The sequence below is a fragment of the Deltaproteobacteria bacterium genome, from assembly GCA_016930875.1.
Lineage (GTDB): Bacteria > Desulfobacterota > Desulfobacteria > Desulfobacterales.
Genome location: JAFGFW010000118.1, coordinates 1 through 21,653, shown reverse-complemented (window position 1 = coordinate 21,653; position 21,653 = coordinate 1). Strand labels below are relative to the sequence as shown.

Annotated in this window: 16 protein-coding genes; 10 read left to right on the top strand and 6 right to left on the bottom strand. The window is 51.0% G+C overall.

Going from position 1 to position 21,653, the window contains the following annotated elements; translation table 11 throughout:
• Positions 1–483 precede the first annotated feature (483 nt).
• The 6 genes from JW883_10710 to JW883_10685 form a co-directional block, all read right to left on the bottom strand.
• The gene (locus JW883_10710) at positions 484–1,290 is read right to left on the bottom strand and encodes a class I SAM-dependent methyltransferase (GenBank protein ID MBN1842737.1); all 807 of its coding nucleotides are present in this window, start codon (positions 1,288–1,290) and stop codon (positions 484–486) included.
• Between the two features lie 75 nt (positions 1,291–1,365).
• The gene (locus JW883_10705; protein MBN1842736.1) at positions 1,366–1,797 is read right to left on the bottom strand and encodes a dual specificity protein phosphatase family protein; all 432 of its coding nucleotides are present in this window, start codon (positions 1,795–1,797) and stop codon (positions 1,366–1,368) included.
• A 387-nt stretch (positions 1,798–2,184) separates the two neighbouring features.
• Complete coding sequence (locus JW883_10700) at positions 2,185–2,727, bottom strand: hypothetical protein (protein MBN1842735.1); 543 nt, start codon at positions 2,725–2,727, stop codon at positions 2,185–2,187.
• A gap of 182 nt (positions 2,728–2,909) precedes the next feature.
• Positions 2,910–3,467 carry a class I SAM-dependent methyltransferase gene (locus JW883_10695; GenBank protein ID MBN1842734.1) on the bottom strand — a complete coding sequence of 186 codons (558 nt, stop codon included), beginning with the start codon at positions 3,465–3,467 and terminating at the stop codon, positions 2,910–2,912.
• A gap of 84 nt (positions 3,468–3,551) precedes the next feature.
• The gene (locus JW883_10690) at positions 3,552–4,682 is read right to left on the bottom strand and encodes an aspartate--ammonia ligase (GenBank protein ID MBN1842733.1); all 1,131 of its coding nucleotides are present in this window, start codon (positions 4,680–4,682) and stop codon (positions 3,552–3,554) included.
• A gap of 449 nt (positions 4,683–5,131) precedes the next feature.
• On the bottom strand, positions 5,132–5,608 hold the full coding sequence (locus tag JW883_10685; protein ID MBN1842732.1) for a YbhB/YbcL family Raf kinase inhibitor-like protein: 477 nt from the start codon (positions 5,606–5,608) through the stop codon (positions 5,132–5,134).
• Between the two features lie 485 nt (positions 5,609–6,093).
• Between JW883_10685 and JW883_10680 the strand changes: the two genes are divergently transcribed.
• The 10 genes from JW883_10680 to JW883_10635 all read left to right on the top strand — a co-directional run bounded on the left by JW883_10680 (position 6,094) and on the right by JW883_10635 (position 21,595).
• Positions 6,094–9,159, top strand: a complete 3,066-nt coding sequence (locus JW883_10680; protein MBN1842731.1) for a hypothetical protein — start codon at positions 6,094–6,096, stop codon at positions 9,157–9,159.
• On the top strand, positions 9,152–12,610 hold the full coding sequence (locus tag JW883_10675) for a TIM barrel protein (protein MBN1842730.1): 3,459 nt from the start codon (positions 9,152–9,154) through the stop codon (positions 12,608–12,610). The genes JW883_10680 and JW883_10675 overlap by 8 nt, the downstream gene beginning before the upstream one ends.
• On the top strand, positions 12,591–13,652 hold the full coding sequence (locus tag JW883_10670) for a hypothetical protein (GenBank protein ID MBN1842729.1): 1,062 nt from the start codon (positions 12,591–12,593) through the stop codon (positions 13,650–13,652). The genes JW883_10675 and JW883_10670 overlap by 20 nt, the downstream gene beginning before the upstream one ends.
• A 44-nt stretch (positions 13,653–13,696) precedes the next feature.
• The gene (locus JW883_10665) at positions 13,697–14,983 is read left to right on the top strand and encodes an alpha-amylase (protein MBN1842728.1); all 1,287 of its coding nucleotides are present in this window, start codon (positions 13,697–13,699) and stop codon (positions 14,981–14,983) included.
• Positions 14,984–15,098: 115 nt separating this feature from the next.
• A complete protein-coding gene (locus JW883_10660; protein ID MBN1842727.1) occupies positions 15,099–15,695 on the top strand; it encodes a DUF4912 domain-containing protein in 597 nt (198 codons plus the stop codon).
• 41 nt (positions 15,696–15,736) lie between these two features.
• Positions 15,737–17,308 carry a DUF1957 domain-containing protein gene (locus JW883_10655; protein MBN1842726.1) on the top strand — a complete coding sequence of 524 codons (1,572 nt, stop codon included), beginning with the start codon at positions 15,737–15,739 and terminating at the stop codon, positions 17,306–17,308.
• 45 nt (positions 17,309–17,353) lie between these two features.
• The gene (locus JW883_10650; protein MBN1842725.1) at positions 17,354–18,820 is read left to right on the top strand and encodes a glycogen synthase; all 1,467 of its coding nucleotides are present in this window, start codon (positions 17,354–17,356) and stop codon (positions 18,818–18,820) included.
• Positions 18,821–19,341: 521 nt separating this feature from the next.
• Positions 19,342–20,127, top strand: a complete 786-nt coding sequence (locus JW883_10645; GenBank protein MBN1842724.1) for a DUF2971 domain-containing protein — start codon at positions 19,342–19,344, stop codon at positions 20,125–20,127.
• A gap of 123 nt (positions 20,128–20,250) precedes the next feature.
• Positions 20,251–20,868, top strand: a complete 618-nt coding sequence (locus tag JW883_10640; protein MBN1842723.1) for a class I SAM-dependent methyltransferase — start codon at positions 20,251–20,253, stop codon at positions 20,866–20,868.
• Between the two features lie 532 nt (positions 20,869–21,400).
• Complete coding sequence (locus tag JW883_10635) at positions 21,401–21,595, top strand: hypothetical protein (GenBank protein ID MBN1842722.1); 195 nt, start codon at positions 21,401–21,403, stop codon at positions 21,593–21,595.
• Positions 21,596–21,653 lie beyond the last annotated feature (58 nt).

The following is a 21,653-nucleotide window of genomic DNA, read 5'->3' as shown; positions in this document are numbered from 1 at the left end:
GTCAACGGAAAAATCAATGATAACTCTAACGTTGCAAAAGTCGAGGATGCCGCAGATTCAAGGCGGCCCATTCGACAGGCTCAGGGTAAGGCTGTCCGCCTGAGGCGGACGCCGAACTCTTGCCAACAAAGGAGATGCGGTATCCCTCCTGCGGCGGACGGTAAACTACTACAGCTTCACCCTCGACGTCTTGGATCTGCGGCATCCTCGACTTTTGCAACGTTAGGGTTATCTGCGTCACCAATATCGGCGCAACTTCAAGCTGAATACCCCCAGGAACAGCCTGACAGGCTGTGAGCTGTTTTTAAGCTTTCTGAAGGATCAAGGCAAGACTATTTCATGGCCGTACCCAGAAACAGAAAATTCTTGGTGATCCTGAGGTCGGCCCATTTTTGTCTTCGTCCTTTTTCAACAAACCGAAACTGAAAAACTAAAGGGCGTCCTCATTCCTTCCCAATATTTAAGATGGCGACCCTAGGCTTCTCATTTTAAGTGTTCGCTCTTCTTACTACTTCGTATGCCTCCGTAGATTGCATCACAGTCGCATCGCCAGAAACAATCAACTGAAACGAAACCGGCTTCACGAAGTCTGTCAAAATGCCAGCTCAGGGGAAGACCGCCCTTGACATGACCCTTCCGTGCTTCGTTCTCTCGCTGCTGGATCTCGCGAATGTCCAAATCCAGCGCCTCGGAGTACTTCAGCCAAAAACCTTCCCAGTCATTGCTGTCTAGGTCCGCTTCCACGCTTAGCATGCTAGAGCGGTGGTCTTCCCACGCCTGTTGAATCATTGGGGAGTCGCTGCCAACATGATCAGCGTTTAGAAAAACCCCCTCTGGACGAATAATCTCGCCGATCTGTTGGTACAATATTGAGAGCTGGTCTGGACTGAACCAATGAAGACTCATTGTCGTGACCACCGCATCCAACGGTGATTGAATTGCCCTTGTCCACGAAGCGTCCCGTAAGTCCGCCAAGATGGCATGGGAACGACCTCCGAATCGTTTGAGTCTCGTTTCTGCCAGCCACAAGACGGCGGGTTGGAAATCGATCCCGAACACCTGCGCCTCGGAGAAGGATTCAAGGATCGATGACATGAGGCTTCCCGGGCCACAACCAAGATCAAGGATGTTCACTACAGAACGCTGGGTGTCTCGGATCACGCGAACTATAATCTCGACTCGCTCGAGCTGTTTGACGACATAGCGTCGTTGCATGCGATCCCACCTATCGACCCAAAACCGCCAGTTAAAATCATCGGGTGGCTTAATGTCTTCGATATCTATCATCATCCGATAACCCACATAAACTCATGATCTGATGTACGTCCTGTATATCCCCTAAACCGTTGTACGCTGTAACCGCAGTCACCAATTCAAAATCCTATGGACGCCCTCCTTTTCAAGCTCTTTCTTGGCCACTTCAACGGTTCTGATCAGATTGGGCAGGATGGAGATATCGGACTTTCTTCTGGCCACAAACTCCACTGCCTCGCCAAAACCGTATCCCGCGATGCAAAAGAGATAGCCGATGGCCACGGAAGGCGAACGGCCGACGCCCGCGTTGCAGAACACCATGACCCTGTATTGCGCAATGTGCTCTGTGATCCAACCTACGGCTTCCCTCATTTGCTCTGGCGGTATGGGCCTCATATCCACAATGGGAATCTTGTGATAGAGCAGGGTTGTGTCATATATGTCTTTCTCTATGGCCACGTTGAGCAGAGCTGAAACCGTCGGAGGGGGCCTCAATGCCTCTTCATAGTTGCCGATTGCCAGTTCATCCAGAATGAAATGCATCTCTGATCAGGCAGCCTTTTTATCGCACTAAGAGTAATTCAACCTAGTCAACAATGCCCGCAACTTCCATTCCTTCGCTACGCTCGTTGCTCTCATTTAAGACGCTTTCAACAAATTCACTATCCCCCAGAATTCTTTCATCGCCCTTCAATCGGATGCCACTTTTGCGCAGTGCTTTGATTCCAAAAACTTGACTCGAGCAGCGTCCTCACGGAATATCTTCCTGCGCTCTATAGCCCTGATGGAAAGCCCCAGGTGCGTCTATCCTTGCTTTTCTTGGCATGTCTCGTCATTATAATCTTCTTCGGCCGACGTAAAGCATAAAATCATAGACGTCCCCAAAATACACTCTAAGACAGCGGCGCCGAAGTGTGCAGTCATTTACGTTCATTTACCGGGGAATATGATTTTTTGTTCATCAAAAATCCTGTGTATCTTCCCTCCTGCATGAGAGACGAGATCGCTAGGATCAAATCTTCCGCGAATAGCATTTGATAACTGCCATACGGTGAAACAGATGAAGGGCGCCGCCAGACTATAAGCCATAAGGCCTTTTTCGGTCCCGGCAAATACTCCAAAAACGATCCCGCCCGCGGCGATTGTGAGGAAACAAGAGGCAAAATAGAGCTTTCTGAGACGGGCCCTTGACTTACTATGTACTTTTACTTCAAAGGGCCTGTGGCACATCGGGCAGGTGAGGCTTACTCTCTTGTATCCTTTCTCAGGAACGGTAAAGCTTTGTCGCCATGTCTTATATTGAGTCATTATAATCCTACCTCGACCACGGCTTCTGTAAATCTCTTCTCCAATCTCACACCCCAATCCTATTGAAACTTTATTCGGCGTTATTCTCCACCTTTCCTTTGTCTCGTTCACCTGTCCGGGTGAATCACTTCTCATATCGCCCTGACACACGCCGGTTCCTTTCACAGTCTGAATGGTGATGGTGCTCTTGCCAACTCAGACACCTATCATCCAGACAGTGTTTTCATAGATTCCTTGCTCTCCCGGACTTGCAGCGAATATTTCATTGTGGATAACATGTCCTTTCACGCTTGCGCAAATTTTACCCATTTTAGCCCAAATCGCCTTTGGATAAGAAATCTTCACGTTCAGAGTTTTGTCAACAAGGCTCTTCGTCCACCCCCCTTGGTGACCGCAGCTTCGAGTTCAAAGCCCGTCTTTTCAGCAACGGCCACGCTCTGTTCAATCTCCTCCCGGGTGACATGGTGCTTGGGCTCAACAACGAAAAGTTTGCCCCCGGACTTCAGGGCATTCCAGACCTCAGTGAAGAAAGAGACCTGGTCCGGCACTTCGTGCACCACGTGAAGGGCGGTCGCAAAATCCACCTGTGCTGAAAGATCCTCCACGCATAGGCTATCGGTTTTACCCTCACGAAGCTCTATTCTCTCTGAAAGTCCGGCCTTTTGGGCCCTGCGGCTTAGAACCGAGAGCATCTTAGGCTGGATTTCCACTGCGACCACCCGGCCGCCGGCGCCAACCATTCGGGCCAAAGGCAAAGTGAAATAACCCATACCGCAGCCGGGTTCCAACACGGTCATCCCTTGTCGAACGAACCGGCCCAATAACTTCTCCGGGTTTTCCAGCAGTTTCCGCAAAGGGTTCAGTAGCAAATACCCAACCCACGGCGGACAAACTCGATCGGCCATTTAGAGCCTCCTTATTACCCTTAATGTTGATTGTTTCTCCCAGTCCGTTTTTGCGCATCGGGGATCGTTGGGAAGCGACTCTGTTCACTCCAGGATATGGATGTTCTTCTTCTTGCACATGTCCTTGAGTACTTTTGGCCATACGGTGACACTGACCTCGCCAAGGTGGGCCTTCTTTAACAGAAGCATGAAGGTACGAGACTGCCCGATGCCACCCCCAATACTGAGAGGGATCTCGTTGTTTACGATGGCTTTGTGGTAGGGAAACTTCAGGAAGTCAAGCTGGCCGGTGATTTCAAGCTGCTTCTTCAACGTTTCAGCGTTGACGCGGATGCCCATGGATGTCAGCTCATGACGGCGCATTGTCACCGGGTTCCAGACGAGAATATCACCGTTAATCCCGTGCATGGGTCTGCCGTCTTTAGACGTTGTCTCTGTCACCCAGTCGTCGTAGTCCGCCGCTCTGAGTTCGTGCGGATAGCCGTCCTTGAGAGTCCAGCCAATCCCGTAGATGAAGATCGCCTGGCATTCCTTCGCAATCTCTGTCTCGCGTTGCTTCCGCGGCAGGTCGGAGTATGCGTCAAGGACATCTTCGGCATGCATGAATGTGAGCTTATCGGGCATGTCGGGATACCTGTCCGTTTTCAGTTGGGGAAACAGCTCCTGAACATGGATCTCGGCGCCCTTGAGAACCTTCCAGAGTTTCTCAACCACTTCAGTCAGGTACTCAAGGCTGCGCTGCTTTTCGGTTATTGCCAACTCCCAGTCCCACTGGTCCACATAGGCGCTATGATCATGGTCCAGGAAATAGTCCTTCCGTACCGCGCGCATATCAGTCAGCAGGCCCTCTCCTGTTTCCATCCCAAAGTGCTTAAGCGCCATGCGTTTCCACTTGGTGGCAGCTTGCACGACCTCGGCATCAATCGGGTTCTTGTCATTGTCATTTAAAATGTGGAACCGGACTGGACCACGTGAGCCATCACGGTCCAGGTAGTCGTTCAGGCCACTCTCAACGTCAACAATCAGAGGAACCGTGACAGGAATCAGATTAAGCTCCTTACACAGATTCTCCTCGATGTACTGCTTCGCTGCATAAACGGCCTTTTGCGTTTCCCTCGGAGTCAGCAATGAGCTGTAATCCTGCGGCAGGATTTTCTCCAGTTCGTCATAGTCGCCAATTCCAGGGCCGGCTAGATCTGCTTTCTTGTCAGGCATTCTGATATCTCCCGGATGTTTTTCGGATCGGACTGTGACGAGCCCTTTGGCCGGGTAGGGTCGGGGGGTCATGTGAGGCGATTAGTGGATAGTTTCAGATAAGCTTGTCAGTCGTAACTCATTTGCCTTTTCTTCAAATTCCTCTTTTTTCAAGTGTTGATAAAGCACATGTTTATGAGATTTGCCATTGATCCTGATCTTCCATATGCGATCATGCCTTTGAGATCTCTTGTCATGATACCTGAGACTCTGCTTTGCGGACCAATAAAGCAAATTTTTCATGCGCTCAAACCTCTCTGGTTGCCGTTGATGGATAAGTAAGTTGAAGGCACCCTACCAAATGGCTGTTCTTTTGTCAAGATTTGGAGAAGCAAAGTTTGGGGATAATTTTATTTCTGATGGCCGGATCAAGTGCACGTAAACTGCGCCGCGGTCACATGGTATTGTTTTTATCGGGAACGTTGGTAGGTTCCGATTAGCTCCGCCCTGGAGAGAACGTGTCCTTCCATTGCCTTTTCGAGCTTGCCTTTGGTCGGCCTGCCAAGATCCGGAAGAATAACATCCAGGGCATAGAGCTTGTGAAAGTAACGATGGCGGCCGATTGGCGGGCAGGGACCCCCGTATCCGGTACGTTTCCAGTCATTAAGCCCTTCTTTGGCGCCCTCGGGAAGGTCCCCTGGCTTCACGGCTTCGGGCAATCCGGAAACACCGGGAGGGATGTTATAGAGCACCCAGTGTACCCACGTCATTTTGGGCGCGGCAGGGTCAGGAGCATCGGGATCATCTACAATCAGAACAACACTTCTGGTTTCTCCAGACAGGCCGGACCACTCCAGCGCAGGTGAAATATCTTTACCGTCACAGGTGTAACGCGCTGGAATGTCTTGGTTATGTGCGAATACCGGGGATGTGATTGTAATGGTCATCGTACCATCTCCTTTTCTTATGTTTGTATTGTGCAATGCCTTTTCCGATGCGTAGACGCCAGCGCCCGAGCATACGAAAAAGGCCGCAAGTCCTGCCAGGCATAGAAGTAACGCAGCGCAATACAGTCTCACCACACCACAAACCTCCTTCATTTTGTGAACTCACATATCACAAGTTCACGGTTTTTTCAATCTGAACCTCCCGGTTTGCAGGGCTCCGTCATTCTCGAAGGTAGTCCATTGAAATCATAGAGATTGTCGCCGGATCGATATTCGAATTTGCGGCTTGCGCCTTAAGAACAGCACGCATTTAAGACGTCCCAACTCCTTCTAATTTAGGGAAACTCGAAAGACTTTGACGTTTCCCTGCGCAGGTTTGTTTTTGTTGCATATGTGTAAGATTATGATTAGACTAGAAATTGTATACAGACAGATGAAAAAGGTATGATAACATTGAGACCTTGAGAAAGGAAACCAAAGAGGAAATGGTCTCTTACAAACACGTATATCATCTTGCTAACGATCAGTTAGCCGTGATCGTCAGCAAAGAAAAAGAGCGATACCATGTCACCCTCACCACCGACATTCCAGGGCCCCTGATCCTGCATTGGGGTGTGTCAAATCACTCCCGCCATGAATGGCTTTTGCCCCCGTCTTCTATCCACCCTGCCGGAACGGTCGTGTACCAGAATAAGGCCGCTGAGACGACCTTTGTCGAGCATGAGGATGACAGACGATTGCATATTGAGATGAGCGAACAGGATGCCCCCACGGGCATCTCGTTCGTGCTCAAACAGGCTGACTCCGGCCGCTGGCTAAAAGATAACGGGCGCAATTTTTTCATCCCTGTCGTCGTCTCTCCGGAAGGCGACACGCTCTTAGGCGATCCCCGCGTCTCCAGTCTTGCCGACGAGATCATTGAAAAGGAGATGAGCCCCAATTCATGGACACTGATGCACCGTTTCAACCTCTGTTATGATCTGCTCGACATGGTCACGAACCACGTGGACGCACTGGCCCTGATCTTTGTGTGGCTGCGTTTTTCGGCCATCAGACAATTGGACTGGCAGCGAAACTACAACACCCAGCCCAGGGAGCTTAGCCATGCGCAGGACCGCTTGACCGTTAAGCTTTCTGACCGCTACGCCAGCGAACCAGGAGAGCGTGAGATCATACGCCTTATTCTGAGCACGATGGGACGGGGTGGCGAAGGACAGAAGGTCCGTGACGAGGTTCTAAACATCATGCATCGCCATCATATCAAAGAGGTCTCCGGCCATTTCATGGAGGAATGGCATCAGAAACTTCACAACAATACCACACCGGATGACGTCGTGATCTGTGAGGCCTACCTGGAATTCTTCAGATGCGACGGCGACCTTGATGTCTTTTATAAGACCCTGGAAGCGGGTGGTGTTACCAAAGAACGACTGGAGAGCTACGAGCGACCTATCACATCTCATCCTGATTTTATCCCCCACCTGAAGGAGGCATTGATTCACGATTTTGGGCATTTCCTGGGGATTCTTAAGGCCCTTCATTCCGGTACGGACCTGGGAACGGCCATTCACGCCGCCAGGTATCTGTTCGATGAAGAAACGCACGGTCTCATGGATTTCATATGGTGGCATCGCGATGATACCGAGATCCCGGTCCGCGACCTGGTTGGAAAGGTCATCAAGGCGCGCCAGCGCGTGAAAGACAAACTGGAAGGCCATGGAGACACGGTGCGCGACCTGCTCTTTCTTGATCTTGCTCTGGAGGGTTTTCTGCGCATTGTCATTGAACGGAACCTCCAATCCGGTTTAGACGGCAATGAACTGGTGAATTTGATCGCAATGGTGGTGGAAAGCCTCCTCATTTCAAAAGGCGATGACGAACTCACATGCACTTTACAGGAGTGGAACTGCCTCAGAGAGATGCCACGTTCTTTTTCAAAGGAGTGGTCACTTCAAGCAAAAGCGGTGCTCGATCGTCTCGGCCGTGCACTGGGCAACATAATCGACCAGTATTACCGGCTTTTTCAGCCCAAAGCCGAGTTTCTCGGCATGGCCTTTCACGCCGACTCATGGACAATCCCTCTCTTCAGCGAAGAGGTGGTGCGGGGCAGCTCTACCTTTGCCCTGTCCATGCTCTTGCGTCAAATCGATCCCATATTGCGCGCCGGCGCCCATCTGGGCAATTGGCAGGTGATCAGCCCGGGCCAGGGGATGGGGCGCCTTAAGGTAGTGGACGCCTTGCGCTCGGTACAGGGCAAAGACTTTACTCAACAAACGGTGATTGTTGCCGATAAGATTGCTGGAGATGAGGAGATCCCCCAAGGGGTGACCGCTCTCATCACGCCTGATACCACAGACATTGTATCGCATGTTGCGATTCGTGCCAGAAACGCCCGTGTGCTTTTCGCCACCTGCTACGACCGGGAGATCATCGCCAAACTGAAGTCTTTCGAGGGCCGCCTGCTTAACCTGAGGGTGAGTGGGGCAGGTGACATTGTGTTTAAAGAGAGTTCCGGGGAGACAAAGGCCCCGGTACGGCCGACCCTTGAGGCCCATCGATCCATGCCTCAACCGGTTTTCACTGTCTATGCCGTGTCGGCCTCTGATTTCAACGGCACAAATGTCGGGGGAAAATCCAACAACCTGAAACGCCTGAAGGGCAACTTGCCCGGTTGGATCGGCCTTCCCACTTCAGTGGCCTTACCCTTTGGGGTTTTTGAAAAAATCCTTGCACACAAAGACAACAGGGAGGTTAGCGAGCGTTACGAGGCGCTGACGCAGCAGGTGAGTCAAGCAACGGAAAAGACCAGGGATGAGGCGCTCGGGAATCTCCGCAAGACCGTGATGGCCCTCAAGGCGCCGGATGATCTGGTCCTTGCTCTTCATAAGGTAATGAGGGAGGCGGGTTTTGCCTTGCCTGTAAACTGGGAAAATGCGTTGACATGTATCAAAAAAGTATGGGCCTCAAAGTGGAACGAGAGGGCATATTTGAGCCGCAGGGCAAGAGGGATTCCCCATGAAGCGCTTTTCATGGCAGTACTCGTTCAAGAGGTGGTTGAAGCTGATTATAGTTTCGTGATCCACACGGTTAACCCCCTTACGGGCAACAGGGATGAAATCTATGCAGAGGTCGTCCCGGGGCTTGGAGAGACACTGGTGGGCAATTATCCCGGGAAGGCTTTCAGCTTCACATGCAAAAAGGGAGCAGATGAACCGGAGATCCTGGCCTTCCCGAGCAAAAGCGCGGGTCTTTTGGGAAGCGGTCTGATATTTCGTTCTGATTCCAGCGGAGAAGACCTGGCCGATTATGCGGGTGCAGGCCTTTATGACAGCGTCATGTTGGAACCACCACGCAAGGTCTTGCTGGATTACACCAGGGAGTTGCTCGTGTGTGATAATGCATTTCGCAAGGAATTTCTGGTTAGCATTTCCTCCATCGGAACGGTAGTCGAAAAGGCATTGGGATCTCCGCAAGATATTGAGGGCGCTTACGTAAACGGACAGTACTACGTGGTGCAGACACGCCCCCAGGTAGGAATCGAAAGTGAATAGAACAGCCGGCATCCGAATCGGCAATCAGAGCGCCTTCTCGGCATCAACGGTGACACAGCCGTTTGAGTATGCGGTTGCCAATGGTTTTGATGCCTTTGAGTGGTTTCCTGACAAAAAGGAATCAGGCGAGGGTTGGGAGGAAAGCGACCTGGACGCAGAGACGCGTCATTACGTGAAGGATACGGCCCTTAAGCACGACATACGTCTCTCGGTACATGCGCCTTGGCAGGCAAACCCCTTGAGACAGGAAGATCGCCAAGCCTTGCTCAAAAGCATCGAATTCGCAAATGATATTAGCGCTTCGCTTTTAAATATTCACCTCTATACGGATGAGGGGATTGCTTCCTATGTCCAAGCCATAACACCTTTGATAGAAGATCTGGCAAAGCTTGGGATAGAGCTTTCCATAGAGAATATGCCGGTCACCGGACCGGAGGACTTCAATGAGCTGTTTGCGCAGCTCGCAAAGCTCGTCTTGACGGATGCTGCTCGCGTAGGGATGTGCCTGGATATTGGACATGCCAATCTGTGTGAGGCAACCCGCAACGACTACATCAGGTTTATCGATCTCCTCGATCCCCGGATTCCCATCATTCATATCCACATGCACGAAAACTACGGAGACTATGACAGCCACCTTCCTCTGTTTGCGGGCCCCGCAGGAAAAGATGCCTCTGGCATCATGGCGGTTATAGGCAGGATGAGAAAGCGCCGTTTTTCGGGCTCAATCATCCTGGAGCAGTGGCCCCAACCACCCAGCTTGCTCATTGAGGCACGCGACAGGCTGCGCGAAATAATCGGCGATGGGGGAAGGAAAGTTATCGGCCGGGACCATTTTGCAGACAGGATTGCCGAGGCGAATCAACGATGCCGGAGCTGGAGGGATAGACTTGCCTGGATCGGTGATTGTCTGGCTGACAGCAAATCGGATCTGAGAACAGAGCAGCTTGTATACCTGGCAACATACCTCCGTTTCATCGGAACGGGCCAAATCCCCTCCGGGGAGGATGGGAAGCACTACCGCCCGTCTCATCATGCAAAGACGGCCAGGCGCATCCACGACCGTCTGGCACAAATCACCACGGCGGAAAATGTTTTCATCATAAGGAAGATCTATCCGTGGCTGCCCTCCTACGACAACGCGTTCACCGGGTCGGAGCCGCTTACGCGCATACGGGACATTGCCCACAGAAACGATATCCCCAAGGAACTGAAACAAGAGATCAAGCATACGCTGCAAAACAAATTGCATCGCTGCGCAGGTCCTGAGGATCTTGCCACCTCAGAGGGCCTCCTTTTAAGGATAACGGCCGCCGGGGCCGACTATTCACCTTCTTTCGTAGAAGCATTCATGAGATTTCATGAGGATCTCAAGGAGTTTTTCAATGCCCGCTCTCTAGACGAACAGCTTGTGGCGCTGTCTCAGAAAAGCCGTGCCTGGCAAGCCGACTTGATACGTGAATTCCTTGATGCCAAAGAAAAAGCGGTCTCTCCCGAGGAGTTGGAAGCTGCATTCGAGCTTATGACAAGGCTTCGCAGTCAGTTAAAGGACAGGCTGAAAGGAAACACCAGCGCCGAGGCACAAGATCTTCAACTGGCAGACATCAGGCTGGAAGATTTTTCCTTTGTGCTCTTGAGCCGGGTAATCAATCACTTGGACGGTCTGAAGGACAAGCTACCCTGGTTGCCGGCGCTTCATCTGCTGGCCCTGACAATTGAGAATCTGCGCCTCAGCGGCTTTGATGCCAACGAATGCCAGGCCATAGAAGCCGAGCTGGCTGCTTGGAGTCAGGGGTTTGACCCCCGAGACCGGATCCATCTTATTCGCCTTAAAGCTACAATTGATCGATGCAGGCGACTGGCGGAAGTCTATTGCAAAAAGATCTTATCCATGTTTTCCGACAAGGTCGAAAGGTTGGGCCGGGCCCTGGGTGTGGCCGAGGAGGCCATAAAGGCTTTTTGTGAGGCCGATATTCGAAACCACCTGGTCTTCCAACTCTCAAAACTTGTGGGCCCTCTCTTAGGGAGTATTCGGACCATTGCGGCGTTGCCCTTATGGGACCCGATCGTCCCGGGGAGGGTATCGGGCCGTGTGGCAGAGGCCCTTTGCCTTGATGATTTGATCGATCCTTTTGACGAATCGATTGTGGCGCTCCTGGATGAAGTCAAAGGGGATGAAGAAATCCCCACGGCCGTGGTCGGCATGATTGTGGCCCGTGAGACTCCTTATCTTTCGCACCTTGCAGTTCGAGCCCGACAAGCAAAAGTCGTATTTGTGGCGTCCGAAGATAAAGAGCGCTTTGTGGAACTGCGACATTTTGTCGGCAAGCGGGTCATCCTGGATGTGTCTGCAGCCGGGATAAACCTGGAGATCTTATCCGACCTCGAAGATGGAGGCGCAAGCGACCGAAAAGGAGAGACCGGGCAGGAACCCCTTGAGATTCCTGACGTGTCATTGAGTTCCCCGCTCACATTGCTTCCCCTTGATCAAGTCGCTTTGCAGACGGGAGGGAGCAAGGCGGACGGAGTAAGACGGCTCAAAGAGATGTCGCAGATGGAGCAGGCAGGCTTTACCACACCTCCGGGACTTGTGATTCCATTTGGCGTGATGGAGGCGTCGCTTGCTGCCAGGCCGGCCCTTAGACAAGCGTACCGGGCATTGATCGATCAGTTGAATGAACTTAAAAAGAGCGATTTCTTGGAGGCTCTGGAAAAACTGCGAGGCATAATCCGGCAGCTTGAGGTGCCCCGGGAGATCGTGTCCGGTGTGATGGAAAGGTTTTCCAAGAATGAGCGGCTCATGGTACGTTCCAGCGCCAATTGCGAGGATCTGGAGGGATTTTCAGGGGCAGGGCTTTATGAGTCGGTCGGCAATGTGTCGCCTTCTGATGTGGCTCAGGGGGTCGGCAAAGTCTGGTCATCCCTGTGGAGCGAACGTGCAGCCATGAACAGAAGAAGGCTTCGCATCCCCCACGATAGGGCCCACGTGGCCGTGCTCATCCAGCAAATGCTTATCCCGGACCTTTCGTTCATCATGCACACGGTCAATCCGGTAGATCATCAACGAGATGAGGCTTGCGTCGAGCTGACAGTGGGGTTGGGTGAAACGCTCGCCGGCGGCAAAATCCCCGGCGCTGCCTATCGAATGGGTTGCAATAAGCAGACGGGCGCCGTTCGAATGCTGGCCTTTGCGAGTTTCAGCCAGGCCCTATGGCCTGATGTTTCAGGAAGCCTCGTGCACAAAACAATAGATTACTCCAGGGTTGAGCTATCGAAAAATGAGATTTTTGGCCGGCGGTTAGGGAGTCGCCTGGGGAAAATCGGCCGATTTGTAGAGGATGCACTGGGAGGACCTCAGGATATCGAGGGGCTTGTCCTGGCAGATGAGATTTATCTGGTACAAGCCCGGCCCCAGCAGGGAGAAATGAGAGATGTTGAGCAGAAAGAATAACCCATTTTCGTTCCCGCCGTTTCTGGCGCTTTTTCAGAAAAGGATTGATGGCGACGATGCCCTTTTGCGTCTGGCCGGCCTGCGATTTAGGGAGGCAGGGCTTGGAACGGAGTGCTATGCGCAAACACCGATGGAACTGGAGGGGATATTAAGATTCAGGCCGACTCCTGAAACCCCTGCAGTGGCTCATTTGGATAGGGCAATAAATGTGCTTGAGGAAGAAGGCCGGAACTTGATCATGGATTTTATGACACGATTCAAAGATCGGGTCTTTGGATTCGTCATTCATGATCAGGTCGAAATCAGGACCCGCTTTGACGACTATGTGGCTGCACTGCGGGAGGTGGCATCTACGGCCAAAAAGGTGCAAGGATGCCCGTACCTTTTTGTTGAATATGCTGTTGGGCTGGAACCCGATCTCTTCATCGAGATCTTTAAGGCGATAGAGGATCTAGAACGTGTAAGCGCTTGCATCGATATAGGCCATATCGGGTTACGGCAAGCAAGAGCGGCCTATTTGCGGCACCATCCGGACAAGGATATATGCGCTCTCGCGCCCCATGACGCCGAACTGCCGGACGTAATCGAGGATGTTCAAGGCGCGGTTCGGACTGCATTGGACGCAGTGCTTCACGTAATTCAGGCGCTTGGCGGTTTGGCAAAGCCTTTGCATTTCCATTTGCACGACGGGCACCCCCTTTCAACCAGCCCTTTGGGGATTTCAGACCACTTGAGTTTCCTGGACGAAATTTCCATACCTTTTGAGCACAACAACAGAAGATCTCTTGCCCCGATGTTTGGACCTTCGGGCGTTTCAAGAATCATAACGCTGGCGCTGGCACTCCTTGGTCCCGAACGGGTCTCTTTCACGCTCGAGATTCACCCTCCTGAAGGAAGGCTTCCTCTCGGTGATGCTTCTTATCTTTTTGATCACTGGAAGGATAAGACAAATGCGGAACGTATGCACTACTGGCTCTGGATTCTTGATCAAAATCATAAAGTTGTGTTGGAGGCGTTAGAGAGAAATCTCGAGGCCTTGTAGTAAGGATTGCATAAAGGAATGAAATTATGAGACCACCGGAAAAGATGATCATATACAACTTGTTTCCTCTTTTGGCCGGAAAGTTTGCAGAATGGGAAAAACACTTCCTGAGGGCGTCTGAAATGGGCTTCAACTGGGTCTTTGTGAATCCCGTTCAGCGTCCGGGCAGGTCGGGCAGCCTTTATTCAATAGCCGATTATTACGCTTTCAATCCCCTCCTGGTTGACGGGATAAGTGAAAAAGGACCCCAGGAACAGCTAGAGGATGCGATCAAGACCGCTGAAAAGCTGGGCCTCAAGTTGATGATAGACCTCGTGATCAACCACTGTTCTTCCGATTCGGATCTGATTGAGTCACACCCTGAATGGTTTGTCTGGGAGGCCCAAGGCCGTGTTGCTCATCCCTTCTGTGACGAAAACGGGAAAAAGGTGATCTGGAAGGACCTGGCAAGGTTCGATCACAGAAATACAAGGGACAAAGAGGGGCTCCTTGGATTTTTTTTAGACATAGTAAGGTTTTTGGTAGAATTGGGTTTCAAGGGGTTTCGGTGTGACGCAGCGTATCAGGTCCCAGGGAGCCTTTGGAAAAGACTCATCAGTGAGACAAGGAAGATGAGTCCTGATGTGACCTTTTTTGCAGAGACACTCGGATGTCAACCGGACCAGACCAGAAAAACCGCCAGCGCCGGTTTTGATTACATATTCAACAGCTCCAAGTGGTGGAATTTCAAAAGCCATTGGTTAATGAAGCAATATGCGCTCATGCGAGACATCGCCCCTTCCATAGGCTTCCCGGAAAGCCACGATACAGTAAGACTTTGCGAGGAACTCCATGGGAACACAGAAGGACTAAAGCAACGCTATCTCTTTTCGGCGCTCTTTTCAGCAGGCGTCCTGATGCCCATGGGGTTCGAGTTCGGTTTTCGCAAGAAACTCCACGTGGTAAGAACAAGACCGGAAGATTGGGAACAAACAGACATTGATCTGACCTCTTTCCTAAAAAAGGTGAACAACATCAAGGCAGAGCATACGATTTTTCAGGAGGAAGCCCCGACTGAGATCTTAAACCACGGCAATCCGAATGTTATGCTCATGTGGAAAGCATCTACAGCTACCCAAGAGGAAGCTCTCTTTATTCTCAACAAGGATGCCGTCAACGGACAACATTTCTATGCGGAAAACCTGCAGGAATTTGTGCAAGCAGGGGCGCCGCTTTTTGACCTCTCTCCGGAATACCCAATGGAGTACATCCCGAGGCCGTTTGCATACGAACTCAGACCGGGGCAAGGCATCGTACTGATCACCAAAAGGGATTCGGTGCAGGAAGACTGAACCTGACGAGAGTTGAGTTTTGCTTAGGTTTTTTGTATCGTTTAATTCATTTTTGTTTTATGTTTTGCAACATGTGTTGTGTCAGAAAAAACGCGACTTTCAGAACGAACAGACTATGAAACTGAACGATTCCTGCGACGAAACCAGAGTGGTTTTACTGCCTGTTGATCCCTACCTGGTGCATGTCTACTGGAAGATCGCCTCAGACCGACTTGAGAAGGCAAAACAGGGCCTCGGCAGTGATTACAGCCGATCTCGGGCTGCCCTGAGGTTTTATGACGTCACCAACGTGGTCTTCGCCGGCAGGAATGCCCGCAGCTTTTTCGACGTCTATGTCGATCTTCAATTGAATAACTGGTATGTAAATCTGCGAAGCCCCGACAGGTCGTACTTTGTCGAGTTGGGGTTGAAGGCCGAAGGCGGCATTTTCTTTTCGTTTGCGCGATCGGACATTGTCAAGACGCCTTGTGACCGGCCGGCCGCCAAAGGCGATGAGCGTTACATGATTGTTGCAGAAAGCGGGGAAAGCGGTCTTTTCAAGAACGACGTTAGTCAAGGGCTTTTTCATGACCGTCAGGTGGAACCGGGAAAGACAAACACAAGAACGGAAGCCGGGGAGGCGCAACCTCCGAAACGGTCGGACCCCGATCTTACGGAGATGAGTGAAAACAGGTTCGTAAGTGGCGTCTCGTCACCGCAGGGGAAGACCTAACTGGTTTCCGGTCTCTTAAAATCCGTTTATGGTAGCTGAAAATGGAAAAAGGTTACTTGGCCCTTGTGCTTCACGCACATCTTCCTTACGTGAGGCATCCCGAATACGTGGATTCCCTGGAAGAAAACTGGCTCTACGAAGCTATCACGGACACCTACATACCTCTCCTTTTCGTGCTGGAGAGTCTTGTTGAAGACGAAATCAATTTTCGATTGACCCTTTCAATCACTCCCACTCTCGCCTCGATGCTGGCTGACCCGTTTTTGCAGACCCGTTATCTGGATAGACTGGAAGGGCTGATAGAGCTGGGCAAGAAAGAGATTGAACGCACGAAGGCGCAACCCGCGTTTAACGCCCTGGCCCTGATGTACCGCAAGCGTCTTTTACAGGTCAGGGAAGCATTTATTGATCGTTATGATCGTAACCTGGTTCAGGCCTTCAAGCGATTGCAAGCACTGGGAAAGGTGGAGATCATGGCCAGCGCGGCCACGCACGCATATCTGCCTCTCCTTTCTGTCAATCCATCTGCTGTCCGGGCGCAGGTTCGCGTTGGCATCGAACATTATCAGCAGGTATTCGACAGAAACCCCAAAGGCTTCTGGTTGCCGGAATGTGGTTACTATCCCGGAGTTGACGAGTTGCTCAGCGATCTGGGCATTCGTTACACCGTCTTAGAGACCCACGGTATAACCCGCGCGCAGTCCAGACCGAAGTACGGCGCCTATGCCCCCATCTATTGCCCGTCCGGCGTAGCGGCTTTTGGGCGGGACCCTGAATCGTCCAAGCAGGTTTGGAGTTCCATAGAAGGCTACCCGGGGGATTATGATTACCGGGAGTTCTATCGTGACATCGCCTACGATCTTGATCTTGATTATGTCAGGCCCTATATCCATCAAGACGGCATTCGATTGGACACGGGCTTCAAGTATTTCCGCATCACCGGCAAGAGCGATGACAAAGAGGTATACGTCCCCGAATGGGCGGAGAGCAAAGCCGAACTCCACGCGGCGGATTTCATATCCAAGAGGGGAAAACAGATCGAATATCTGGCGCCGGCCATGGATCGCAAACCGATCATCGTAGCGCCTTTCGATGCCGAACTCTTCGGCCATTGGTGGTTTGAAGGGCCGCAATGGCTCAATCGATTGATTCGCAAGATCGATCTGGAGCAAGAAACGATCCGGCTGAACACGCTTTCCGGATACCTTGAGGAGTACCCGGCCAATCAGGTTTCAACACCTTGTCCTTCCAGTTGGGGTTACAAGGGCTTCAACGAGACCTGGCTCAACGAGAAAAACGATTGGATATATCCCCGCCTGCATCAGGGCGCGCTTGTTCTCGAAAAGATGGCAACTGATCATCGTCAGGCCGAGGGCCTGACGCTCAGAGCGCTTAAGCAGGCCGCAAGGGAACTGATGCTGGCACAGGCAAGCGACTGGGCCTTCATGATCAAGACGGGCGCCATGGCAGAGTATGCAACTCGACGGACGAAGACGCACCTTGCGCGTCTGGAGAGAATAAGAAGTGAAATCGAAGGGCGGATGATAGACGAAACCTGGCTATCTACGATTGAAAGCCAAGACAACATCTTCCCCGAAATGGACTGCCGTTGAAGCGGCTAATGTATTGATTCCATACTTGGGTAAAGGTTAAATCATATGTACGTTGTAATGATTACTCCGGAGTGCGCACCTGTGGCCAAAGTGGGTGGCCTGGCAGACGTTGTTCAGGGGCTTTCCCGTGAACTCGCAATACGGGGAAATACCGTGGAGATCATCCTCCCCAAATACGATTGCATGCGTTATGATCATATTTGGGGTCTTTGCAAAACTTACTGTGATCTCTGGGTCCCTTGCCACGACCAACAAGTTCATTGTGATGTCTACTTCGGCTTTGTGGATGGTCTAAAATGCTTCTTTATTGAACCACACTCTTCCAGAAACTTCTTTAACAGGGGAATATTTTACGGACATCGTGATGACCCTGAGAGGTTTGCCTTTTTTTGCAAAGCAGCCTTGGAGTTTATGCTGAAGGCGAACAAGCACCCCGAAGTCATCCACTGCCACGATTGGCAGACAGGGCTGGCGCCCGTGCTCCTGTTTGACATATATGAACAGATGGGGATGACACACCCCAGGGTTTGCTACACCTTGCATAACCTGAAGCATCAAGGTGTGACGGGGGAAGACACCCTTCGGTTGGTCGGTCTGAATCCTGCCCACTATATAAATCAGGACCGGCTTGAAGACAACTCCAACCGCGGCGCCATCAACCTCATGAAGGGGGGAATTGTCTATTCCAACTTCGTCACAACGGTCTCTCCCCGGTATGCCGAGGAGATAAAATATTCGGACCTGGGCTGCGGACTGCAGCACACCCTCTACGTCCATGGCGAAAAGTTCGGAGGGGTTCTAAACGGCATTGACTACAATGTATGGAATCCTGCAGTCGACCCATATATCGCCAGTCAGTATAGCATTGACAGCCTCGATGACAAATACAAGAACAAGGAGGCCTTACGGCACAGGTTACTGCTGCGACAGGACTTTAAGCCTATTGTTAGCGTGGTCAGTCGGTTAGATCATCAAAAAGGCGTTGAATTGATACGGCACGGCATTTTTCACGCTTTGGCACACGGCTGCCAGTTTGTTTTGTTGGGATCGAGTCCCGACCCGGCAACGAACCATGATTTCTGGGAGCTAAAACGCCGTTTGAACGACAACCCGGATTGCCATATCGAGATCTCGCATGATGAAAAACTGGCGCATCTTATCTACGCGGGAGCCGACATGATTCTTATACCGAGCGCATTTGAACCCTGCGGTCTCACACAGATGATTGCAATGAAATACGGAACAGTTCCCATTGTCAGAAACACAGGCGGCCTGGCGGACACGGTCTTTGACGCTGATTACGCTCCAAGACCATATCATGAGCGTAACGGCTACGTGTTTAATGATTTTAATAACCAGGGCCTGGAAACCGCGCTTGACCGCGCGATCGGTCTCTGGCACAGCTATCCTGACTATTTTCGTGAACTGATGGAAAACGGGATGAGATATGACTATTCCTGGAATTACCCCGGCGGTCATTATTTCAATATTTACAACTACATCAAAGAATAGAACTGTGAGATAGATATGCTCTGAACGGTCATAATTGTAGCTTTGCAATCGTTCGTTCAATAGGTTCATCTTGGGTTCACCACGGTCGGTTGAAGGTTAGAGGAACGCTTCGCTTGAGGTTCGAGGCAAAGAGAACTCTCATCTCTTTTGCCTCCAACCTCCAACCTTAAGCCTCTTGCAGTTTATGGCCCCCAGCCATTTCGAGGCGTCAAAGTGATAAGGGGGAATGTTATCATTGTAGCATTTTGAAGATAGTGGCCCATTTAATGCTATAGTAGATATAGGCCACCGGAATCCCGCTGACCTAATTTCATATAAATATTCCACAATTAAATACATTCAGAGACATCTGAGGTGTAACCTTTCTATACAGTAACGGCCAAATTAAGAGCATTAGACTGTATCATTTTTACACACCCAAGGAGGCCCGGACGAAGGCTCACCCCCGGCGGCGGCCCTGTGGATGGTATTATACGGCTAAATCGCCATATAATACCGTTCGGCTCGATAATAGATAGATTATGATTTCATCAGAAACAGAAAATAATTTTGATATCATGCCTCTTCATAAGTATCAGTCATGCCCTGAAAATGACAGTGGGAAAATGGACTGGGTGAGGCAAATTCTCGTTAACCACACGCTTTATTTTTCCAGCCGGAAACTATTCAATGATCCGTTTGACTGTGTTGTTCCAAGCTTTCAACAAATTCCTGGGACTATTATAAAGAGGTTTTCTGAAGAGTTCGTGGATCGTAAGTTTAAGGACACACCTGAAGTCGAAAAAGAAAAATTAATATCAAATTTGATGTCTGCAAGGGCACTCGAAGATATAAGAAATATGCTTCAGGATGAAATAGATAAGGCTGGAATAGTGTGCTTTTCTCAAGTGAGAGACGATATTCTAATGTGGGCTCATTATGCAGATAAACATAAAGGCATCTGTTTTGAGTTCGACGGTTCCGATAACTGTCATTTTTTTGCTGAGGCACAGCCGGTAGAATACGAGGATCATACTCAGATCCCTCTGGATAAAGACAGAGAACGTCAAATGACTCGTGTCATTCTGACAAAATCTAAGCACTGGATGTACGAAAAAGAGTACCGAATTTTCCGACCTGGAAACGCAGGCAACCAGCTTGATTATCCTGTCGAGCTTTTAACTGGGATCATTTTTGGCTGCATGATGCCAGACAAAGTCCGTGAAACAATTAAGCAATGGGCAGAGGAAGGTAATTGCCGAGTTGCATATTTTGAAGCTCGTCCCAGAGTGGCTGAATACGCTCTGGATATTGTCCGAATAGATTGAATTAAGGCAACCCAAGCACTGTCACTTGAAAGATACAGACCAATACGCCGAACCAATCACTGGTGCGGACGCAAAGGGCGGCGCCGCACAGTTCAACCGTTCGACGATTAGGGATATTGAGAAATGATCAGAATCACGCCAACCGAGACTATTGGTTTGCAGATGGCGCAGCTTGGATACATATCCGGAAGGAAAGGAATCGCGAGATTTGTGCTTCCTGTTACACGATATCTCAGGGCCGTGAACGTTGAGCGGTACATTGAGTCACGTGAACGTTTGCTTGATATCGGCTGTGGTGATGGCTACTTCATTCGGAGGTCGAAATGCACCGAGCGTTACGGACTCGACAAGAGAACTGGAGATAAAGTCACAGACTCTCTTGATTTCCCAGACAACCATTTTGATTATGTCACAATGCTTGCGGTCATAGAGCATATTGTTGATCCCATGGCGCTCCTGAAGGAGATTCATAGAGTCTTGAAGCCCGGAGGTCGGTTGGTTTTCACAACGCCAAAGAAACAGGCTGAGATCCTTATTCGTCTTTACGCAAAGAACATAGACGAAGAGCACGAAACGTATTACGACCTCGATCGAATCAGAGGGCTTGCGAGCAACATTTACGACATCCAAGGACACCACACATTCATATTCGGGCTGAATCAGTGCTTCTGTCTCGTGAAGAAGCAAGCCGTCGAACAAACTCCTGCAGGCGACGGCCTAAAGGTCGCGCCTGAGGAGTAACGTTCTCCGGCTCCGGAACCAAAGCAGGGCATGTGCTGAGCAGGCAGGAGCATGCGGACCCATTGGCCTGGCCGGGAAAGCATCGGCCGGCGGGGACGGATGCCGGACGGCAGAGGGGATCGCCCGATTCAGAGGGGATCGCTTGGCGGGGGCGGGAAGCCCTCACGGCGCCGGCCACCGGGATCGGTGGCACAGGGGTGGTCAGTAGAACCAGGTCGAGCGGATCTGTCGACTAAACCCCGGGCTTCCCGTTTGCGTAGACAACGTGCAAGAATCGCCGGAGAACATCACGCTGGAGGATATTGTCGCGAAACCGCGCCAAATCCTCAGCGTGGGCGATAAGCGGCGCTTCGCGCCGCTTATCGGGCCGCGAGATGCTACGCCATTGTGTTGCTATGCGGCGCAAAGCGCCGCCTATCAACTCAATGGAGCGGAAAGAACCTCTACATAATCACGCCGCATTCGCGGCGCATTACGCGGAGAACCTTCCGCTCATCTCGCGGCCCGTTAGAAGTACGATAGAGAATACCATATGACAGTTGATGATATCCTAAAAATCGGTGTTCTAATTATATCCTCGTTTGGAGGCGGTGCGATTATTGTCATCGGACTCTCATCATGGCTTGGTAACCTTTGGGCAAAACGCATACTTCAAGTCGAAAAGGCAAAGATAGACACTCAGATTGAGGGAAAGGACAAAGGGGACGTTCGTGCAGAGCGTGCTTGACGGATTAGCTGAAGTGTGATAGGGGGTGTGTTATGCCTAGGTTAGCGAGATTGGATGC

Excerpts from the sequence above, each read along its gene's own strand:
- JW883_10710 (MBN1842737.1), bottom strand. The coding sequence starts at position 1,290 with ATGATGATAGATATCGAAGACATTAAGCCACCCGATGATTTTAACTGG.
- JW883_10705 (MBN1842736.1), bottom strand. The coding sequence starts at position 1,797 with ATGCATTTCATTCTGGATGAACTGGCAATCGGCAACTATGAAGAGGCA.
- JW883_10695 (MBN1842734.1), bottom strand. The coding sequence starts at position 3,467 with ATGGCCGATCGAGTTTGTCCGCCGTGGGTTGGGTATTTGCTACTGAAC.
- JW883_10690 (MBN1842733.1), bottom strand. The coding sequence starts at position 4,682 with ATGCCTGACAAGAAAGCAGATCTAGCCGGCCCTGGAATTGGCGACTAT.
- JW883_10685 (MBN1842732.1), bottom strand. The coding sequence starts at position 5,608 with ATGACCATTACAATCACATCCCCGGTATTCGCACATAACCAAGACATT.
- JW883_10680 (MBN1842731.1), top strand. The coding sequence starts at position 6,094 with ATGGTCTCTTACAAACACGTATATCATCTTGCTAACGATCAGTTAGCC.
- JW883_10670 (MBN1842729.1), top strand. The coding sequence starts at position 12,591 with ATGTTGAGCAGAAAGAATAACCCATTTTCGTTCCCGCCGTTTCTGGCG.
- JW883_10665 (MBN1842728.1), top strand. The coding sequence starts at position 13,697 with ATGATCATATACAACTTGTTTCCTCTTTTGGCCGGAAAGTTTGCAGAA.
- JW883_10660 (MBN1842727.1), top strand. The coding sequence starts at position 15,099 with ATGAAACTGAACGATTCCTGCGACGAAACCAGAGTGGTTTTACTGCCT.
- JW883_10655 (MBN1842726.1), top strand. The coding sequence starts at position 15,737 with ATGGAAAAAGGTTACTTGGCCCTTGTGCTTCACGCACATCTTCCTTAC.
- JW883_10650 (MBN1842725.1), top strand. The coding sequence starts at position 17,354 with ATGTACGTTGTAATGATTACTCCGGAGTGCGCACCTGTGGCCAAAGTG.
- JW883_10645 (MBN1842724.1), top strand. The coding sequence starts at position 19,342 with ATGATTTCATCAGAAACAGAAAATAATTTTGATATCATGCCTCTTCAT.
- JW883_10640 (MBN1842723.1), top strand. The coding sequence starts at position 20,251 with ATGATCAGAATCACGCCAACCGAGACTATTGGTTTGCAGATGGCGCAG.
- JW883_10635 (MBN1842722.1), top strand. The coding sequence starts at position 21,401 with ATGACAGTTGATGATATCCTAAAAATCGGTGTTCTAATTATATCCTCG.